The organism is Pseudomonas sp. P4_D7, assembly GCF_056401755.1.
Window position 1 is genome coordinate 24209 of sequence record NZ_JBFUIR010000055.1, and the last position, 7762, is coordinate 31970.

The 7762-nt window shown below is 52.0% G+C and carries 5 protein-coding genes; 4 read left to right on the forward strand and 1 reads right to left on the reverse strand.

Going from position 1 to position 7762, the window contains the following annotated elements; genetic code table 11:
- Positions 1-703 precede the first annotated feature (703 nt).
- Complete coding sequence (gene acs / locus AC1DVF_RS25035; protein WP_007912698.1) at positions 704-2659, reverse strand: acetate--CoA ligase; 1956 nt, start codon at positions 2657-2659, stop codon at positions 704-706.
- 464 nt (positions 2660-3123) lie between these two features.
- Between acs and AC1DVF_RS25040 the strand changes: the two genes are divergently transcribed.
- The 4 genes from AC1DVF_RS25040 to AC1DVF_RS25055 form a co-directional block, all read left to right on the forward strand.
- Positions 3124-3384 (forward strand): DUF2790 domain-containing protein, encoded by a 261-nt coding sequence (locus AC1DVF_RS25040; RefSeq protein WP_093430405.1) that lies wholly within the window; start codon positions 3124-3126, stop codon positions 3382-3384.
- A gap of 542 nt (positions 3385-3926) precedes the next feature.
- A complete protein-coding gene (locus AC1DVF_RS25045; RefSeq protein WP_477783311.1) occupies positions 3927-5177 on the forward strand; it encodes a ribonucleotide-diphosphate reductase subunit beta in 1251 nt (416 codons plus the stop codon).
- A 255-nt stretch (positions 5178-5432) separates the two neighbouring features.
- Complete coding sequence (locus AC1DVF_RS25050; RefSeq protein ID WP_477783312.1) at positions 5433-6413, forward strand: DNA cytosine methyltransferase; 981 nt, start codon at positions 5433-5435, stop codon at positions 6411-6413.
- A gap of 55 nt (positions 6414-6468) precedes the next feature.
- Positions 6469-7762, forward strand: a 1294-nt coding sequence (locus tag AC1DVF_RS25055) for an ATP-binding protein (RefSeq protein WP_477783313.1), incomplete at its 3' end; no start/stop codon positions are given.

A 7762-nucleotide genomic window follows, 5' to 3' on the forward strand; every position in this document is an offset into this window, starting at 1 on the left:
AAACGGCAGAGTGAGCGACAGCCCAATATGCGAATGGGTGAATCGGGAAATCGGTTGCTGCATCGGTGGGAAATTTCCCATTGAAACCGTCGGAGATTTCAACGTCAGCCACGATGAGCGAGTGATCGGCATTCTAACGACAGGCCCGAAGCCGATATTTCTTCAATGCGACAACTAATTACAGATGCACAGAGAAAGCGACTTGAGCACATTGACAGCCTTGCAATTTCATGCAAGAGCGAAAGACAGTGAACCGATCTATGCTGCAAATTGCGGGCCTATTATTCGCAAACCCTTCTAATCCGGCAAGCGCAGCGTTGTGTCTTATTTTTCACCGGGGGTTTCGAGGCTCTAAAACGGGGCAATGCGTTTCCCTTTGCCCCGTCGCGGGGCGGGCGGTTACACATTCGGTTACGAGGAAGGTGTTGGGTAACAGTGGGAAATGTCTTACGGGGTAGATCGATAATTATTGGTTGGATGGATCTGGGTTCCGACGAGGGACTACACCGGCGTCTGACAAATTGCTTTCGCGAGCAAGCTCGCTCCCACAGGGGTCTGCATTTTGTCTGAAGGTACTCGGTCAAACTGTGGGAGCGAGCCTGCTCGCGAAGAGGCCCGCCCAGCCACCACAAAACCCCCAGACACAAAAAAGCCCCGCCCGGCTAACACCGGACGGGGCTTTTCAATGCATCAAACCGAATGCTTAAGCAACATTCATCGTCTTGTGCGTATCAATCAAATGCTGCACCACCCCCGGATCCGCCAAGGTCGAGATATCCCCCAACCCATCATATTCCGCCGTGGCAATTTTGCGCAGAATGCGGCGCATGATCTTGCCCGAACGCGTCTTCGGCAACCCCGGTGCCCACTGGATCACGTCCGGCGAAGCAATCGGCCCGATCTCCTTGCGCACCCAGTTCTTCAACTCCAGACGCAACTGCTCGGTCGGCTCCTCGCCATTCTTCAACGTGACATAGACATAAATGCCTTGCCCCTTGATGTCATGCGGTACCCCGACCACCGCCGCCTCAGCGACTTTCGGATGCGCAACCATCGCGCTCTCGATCTCGGCCGTGCCCATGCGGTGGCCGGAGACGTTGAGCACGTCGTCGACACGCCCGGTGATCCAGTAGTAGCCATCGGCATCACGACGCGCGCCGTCACCGGTGAAGTACATGCCACGGAAGGTCTTGAAGTAGGTATCGACGAAACGATCGTGATCGCCATACAGCGTACGTGCCTGACCTGGCCACGAATCGAGAATCACCAGATTGCCTTCGGCCTCGCCCTCGATGATGTTACCGAGGTTGTCGACCAGCGCCGGCACCACACCAAAGAACGGACGTGCTGCCGAACCCGGCTTCAGCGCGTGGGCACCCGGCAACGGGCTCATCATGTTGCCGCCGGTTTCGGTCTGCCACCAGGTATCGACGATCGGGCAACGCGACTTGCCGACATTCTTGTAGTACCAGTCCCAGGCTTCCGGGTTGATCGGCTCGCCGACCGAACCGAGCAGGCGCAGGCTGCTRCCATCCGCACCTTCAACGGCGGCCTGACCCGAAGCCATCATCGCGCGAATCGCGGTCGGTGCGGTGTAGAGGATATTGACCTTGTGCTTGTCGACGATCTTAGCCACCCGGGTGATGTCCGGATAGTTCGGCACGCCTTCGAACAGCAGTGTGGTCGCGCCATTGGCCAGCGGGCCGTAGACGATGTAGCTGTGGCCGGTGACCCAGCCGACGTCGGCGGTGCACCAGTAGACTTCGCCAGGACGGTAGTCGAACACGCGCTCGTGGGTCATCGCCGCATACAACAGATACCCGCCAGTGGTGTGCTGCACGCCCTTCGGTTTGCCGGTGGAGCCTGAGGTATAAAGGATGAACAGCGCTTCTTCGGCACCCATCTCTTTCGGCGCGCAGACGGTGCCCGCCACTTTCATCAGGTCTTCGTACCAGATGTCGCGATGCTGGTTCCACTTGATGTCGCCGCCGGTGCGCTTGCAGACGATGACTTTCTGGATGCTGCTGGTTTCCGGATTGGTCAGCGCGTCGTCGACGTTGGCCTTGAGGGAAATCTTCTTGCCGGCGCGAATGCCTTCGTCAGCGGTGATCACCACTTTCGATTTGCAGTCGATGATGCGACCGGCCAGGGCTTCCGGCGAGAAACCGCCGAACACCACCGAGTGAATCGCGCCGATCCGGGTGCAGGCCAGCATGGCGACCACGGCTTCGGGAATCATCGGCATATAAATGGTCACCACGTCGCCACGGTGCACGTCTTGACCACGCAGGGCGTTGGCCAGTTTGCACACTTGCTCGTGCAGTTCGCGGTAGGTGATGTTGCGGCTTTCGGAAGGATCGTCGCCTTCCCAGATGATCGCGACTTGATCGCCGCGCTCGGCCAGATGACGGTCGAGGCAGTTGTAGGAAACGTTCAGGGTGCCGTCGGCAAACCACTTGATGTCGACATGGTGATCGTCGAACGACGTCTGTTTCACCGTGGTGAAAGGCTTGATCCAGTCGAGACGCTTGGCTTGCTCACGCCAGAAGCCGTCAGGGTTGACGACCGACTGCTGGTACATGGCTTTGTAGGTCGCCTCGTCAGTCAGCGTGTTAGCCAGAACCTCGGGACGAACGGGATACAGAGAAGCCGCACTCATCTTTCCTACCTCGGTGTAATAGTTGTTTTTGTATGACCCTGTTGTAACGGGGCGGGGGCCATAGAACCATTCGACGATGGTAGTAACAAGCCCCTACAAAACATCCAGATACCCCAAACGCAGGCCCCACGCCATTTATTCAGACACCCCACAACCCTGTGGGAGCTTGCCTGCAAGCRATTCAGACAACTCGGTCACACAGACAAAACACCCGGTTATCAATCCCCATCTCAAGGGATTGTTACCAAATCTGCCAAAGGTGTTTATCAAAACCCGCTCTGTTTACCCCCGCCCCATCTCCCTAAAATCCACCTCGCCAACAAGGCAAACGCGATTAACAACGATACAGCCCCCACGAAGGCCGTTAATCCAGCTCTCAAGTAATAACTGCAAACGATGAAGTTCCACACGCAACCCTAAAAAGGTTGCGTGACCCCACTCGACCTCAAAAAGGTAAATCTGAAATGAAAGCTTTATTGGTTCTGGCCCTCAGCAGTCTGTGCGCAACCGCCATGGCAGATGAGGTCCCGACTGATGTCGCGCAGCAACAACCGGTTGTTGAGGAATACACTTACTCGACTCACCTGGACATCGCCAAAGTTGTTTCCATGAGCGAAGTTCCGAATGTCTGCGAAGTGGTTCCAGCCAAAATGGAATACGACGACTCCAAAGGTCAGCGTCACATCCTGCGCTACAGCATCATGGGCAACGGCTGCACCAATTGATGATTCGAGACTGCACCGAATTGGATCTCTCAGCGCTTCATTGAGGGTCGATTCCAGCCCGACTTCGGTCGGGCTCAGTTGTGTTTGAAGCCGGCAAAAATGCTTGCAAAACACTAGATGTAGTGAAAAACCGATTTTTTTGTTCGTTTTTTGAGCAAATTCACAATGGCGAGATTTTTACGAAAAAAAATCTTCCCCCGGCAAAGCCCTGTAAACCCTCACTCTCATCGAATATCCGCCCTCCTCGACCGCTCCATGCGCGGATTCGCCTCAGCACAGCCGTGTTTTTTTCCCTATAATGCCGCCCCATACGGGTCAGCAATATTCCCTTACAGGGAGCAAAAGCCATTCTGAAGCCCCGCAGCAGCGTTCAACGCTGATTGCGCCCATCAGAGGCTCTCGGAACCCGTCAAAATTTCTGTTTATTTGCCTGCGTGCATCGCTGCAAAAAACGACATCCAACGCGGTCTGTACGACCGTGTGAAAAACCAACCAATCAGGTTTCACACGGGCACAGGCCCTCACGCAGGAGACGACACGTCATGCTGAGCTGGGACGAATTCGACAAAGAAGACAGTGAAGTAGCAGCGGTGAAAGGCGCCAACGCCGGCCACGCTAGCGAAGCCAACATGGACCGCCTGGACAACGCCGGCGGCGCCGCCGCGCTGGAAGCCCGCGCCGTGACCGCCGACGACTCGGCCGCTGTCGCCCGCGCCAAGGCTGCACTGAACTCCCTCGACGTTGCCGAAGGCCTCGCCGAACTCGAAGGYGCCTCCGCCCGTGTCGCCGTTGACGAAAAGCGCATGATCAACTGCCGCGCCGACCTCAACCAACTCGTGCCATTCAAGTACGACTGGGCCTGGCAGAAGTACCTGGACGGTTGCGCAAACCACTGGATGCCGCAAGAAGTCAACATGACCGCCGACATCGCCCTCTGGAAAAACCCGGAAGGCCTGACCGACGACGAGCGCCGCATCGTCATGCGCAACCTCGGCTTCTTCTCCACCGCCGACTCCCTGGTTGCCAACAACCTGGTCCTGGCCGTGTACCGCCTGATCACCAACCCGGAATGCCGCCAGTACATCCTGCGCCAGGCTTTCGAAGAAGCGATCCACACCYACGCCTACCAGTACTGCATCGAATCGCTGGCCATGGATGAAGGCGAGATCTTCAACATGTACCACGAGATCCCATCGGTCGCTAAAAAAGCAGCCTGGGGCCTGAAGTACACCCGTTCGATCTCCGATCCGAAGTTCGAAACCGGCACCCCGGACACCGACAAAGAGTTGCTGCGCAACCTGATCGCCTACTACTGCGTTCTGGAAGGCATCTTCTTCTACTGCGGCTTCACCCAGATCCTCTCCATGGGCCGCCGCAACAAAATGACCGGCGTCGCCGAGCAGTTCCAATACATCCTGCGCGACGAATCCATGCACCTGAACTTCGGCATCGACGTGATCAACCAGATCAAAATCGAAAACCCACATTTGTGGGATGCTGAGATGAAGGAAGAAGCGACCCAGATGATTCTGCAAGGGACTCAGCTGGAGATTGAATACGCTCGTGACACCATGCCTCGTGGGGTGTTGGGTATGAATGCGGCGATGATGGAGGACTATCTGAAGTTCATCGCTAACCGTCGTTTGTCGCAGATCGGTTTGAAGGAAGAGTATCCGGGGACTACGAATCCGTTCCCTTGGATGAGCGAGATTATGGACTTGAAGAAAGAGAAGAATTTCTTTGAGACTCGCGTGATCGAATACCAAACTGGTGGTGCGTTGAGCTGGGATTGATAGCCACTCGCCTTTGATATTGGGGCTCAATCGAGCCGGATTACGAAAGCCCTGACTTGCTCAGGGCTTTTTTTATCCTAAAATGCCGGATATCAAAAAATGCATAGACATCCGATGTCTTTTGAGAAAAGTTTTTAGGTATATTTCAGATCTAAACCTACAGTTTCTAAATCCGCTTTTTAAAGCTTCACCTTGACCAAGGCTGGACACCCAATTTAGCCGCTCAAGGAAATCTACACACCCAAGGAAAACGCAATGGAAGAAATCCGAGCTTTTGACATGTTTTGCGGCGCCGGGGGAAGTAGCCTAGGAGCACGCGAAGCCGGGGTTAAAATCGTTGGAGGCGTTGATCTTTGGAAGCCTGCTGCTGAATCTTTCCAACTTAATTTTCCATGCRCAACCGTGTTTAATGAAGATCTTCGTCCCCTTGCTCCAGAGGACGTGCTGAAAAAAACCGGACCTATTGACTTACTAATTTCCTCACCTGAATGCACTCATCATACCTGCGCTAGAGGAAGTAAGCCGAGATCTGATGAAAGTAAAGATACCGCATTCGACGTAGTGCGTTTTGCAGCTGCCATGAAACCAAGATGGATAACACTTGAAAACGTTGTTCATATGAAACCATGGCCAAGATACCGAGAACTACGAGAGGAAATCGAAGCTCTAGGCTACAAGGTTCGAGAACAAGTAATTGACGCTTCGCTGTATGGAGTGCCTCAACGACGAAAACGTCTTTTTATGATCGCAGACCTAAATGGAATGCCAAGCGAAATCAAACCGATAGTTTCAACTCAAAAAACAGTACTCGACATTTTAGATAAAACTGATCGTTACAAAATGACCCCGCTTCGTATTCAAAGGCGGGCGAAGGATACTCTCGCTAGAGCAGATAGAGCGATCGCAGCTTTAGGGCCAAATGAGCCTTTTCTCATTGTTTATTACGGCACTGATGGCAGTGGTGGTTGGCAGTCGCTAAATGCTCCTCTGCGAACAGTAACAACCGTAGATCGTTTTGCTTATGTCCAACCGACAGACCAAGGACATATGATGAGAATGTTACAACCCGAAGAACTGCGCCAAGCAATGGGTTTTCCCGACTCATACCAGTTTCCTGACGTGACACGCAGAGAAAGAGTTAAATTAATGGGGAATGCAGTGTGCTCTCCAGTAATGAAAGCCATAGTAGAGTCATTAATTCGCGACTCTATGAATCTTAAAATTAAAGCCGCCTAAAAATGACTAGCAAACAAACTATCTAGCGCATCAACTTTATTAGAAGAGGATCTAAGTGAGCACTTCAGACCTGGAATTTAATCAGCCGTTCCGCCCTCGCGCTAGAGTCCTTCAGCTTTTGGGGGATGAGCTAATAGGCAGCCCGCGCCTTGCTGTATTTGAGCTAGTAAAAAATGCATATGATGCTGATGCGAACGAATCGATTGTAACCCTCGATCTAAAAGATGAGGAAAACCCAAAGATTAYGGTCTCTGACGACGGCATTGGAATGTCTCCACAAACAATCAAAGATATTTGGTTAGTCCCTGGAAACAACCATCGACAAGAACAGCGAAAACTAGAAATACGTACTGAGAAGCACGAACGACTTCCTCTTGGAGAAAAAGGTTTGGGACGTTTCRCCGTTCACAAACTAGGAAATCATATAACACTTATCACAAGGGCCGCCGGGGAACTTGAGTGCGTAGTTGAAATAAACTGGAATGAAATAATCCAAAAACCATTCCTCGACGAAGCCCCAATCAGCGTAAAACTTAGACATCCTATCGTATTTACTGGAAATAGCACTGGAACCAAGATAGAGATAACGGATCTTAGATCAAAAAAATGGACACGTGGAGACGTTCGCCGTCTACACAAACAAATAACGTCAATTTGTTCCCCATTTGAAACTCCAGAGGGTTTCAAAGCTGAACTCTTAGTTCCCGGCCACTCCGACTGGACTAAAGACTTGCTTGACCCGGAGGCAATTCTTAGAAGAGCGCCGTGGAAATTTACGTTCAAAATAAAGCCCAACGGTTCATTTACTTGGGACTATAAATTCCAACCTTCTCCTGGAATAAATATCGAAGGAAGAAACAACGATGGACTCGACGTTCCTTTATTAATCCCGCCACTCAAGGGAACAACAAAAAAAAATGAAATCACAGACGCCGACACGTTAAGTGGGATAGGTGAGATAAGCGGAGAGTTTTATATATACGACAGAGATCGTGAAATTTTAAAACTCATGGCTGACACTCAAACCCTTACCGAATACCTGGATGAAAATGGTGGCATAAGGATATATCGAGATGGCGTACGAGTGTACAACTATGGCGAGCCAGGAGAAGACTGGCTAGGACTTGACCTAAGACGCGTAAACAAGCCAACAAAAGGAATAAGCAATAACCTTATTATAGGTGCTATACATCTATCCCTTAAAGACTCTACTGGATTAGTTGAAAAAACCAACCGCGAAGGCTTCATGGAAAGCTCCGCCTTAACTAACCTTCAACGAGTTGTTTTGGGCTTACTTGCATCAGTTGAAACAGAACGTAAAATCGACAAAGATCKCATTCGAAAAATAA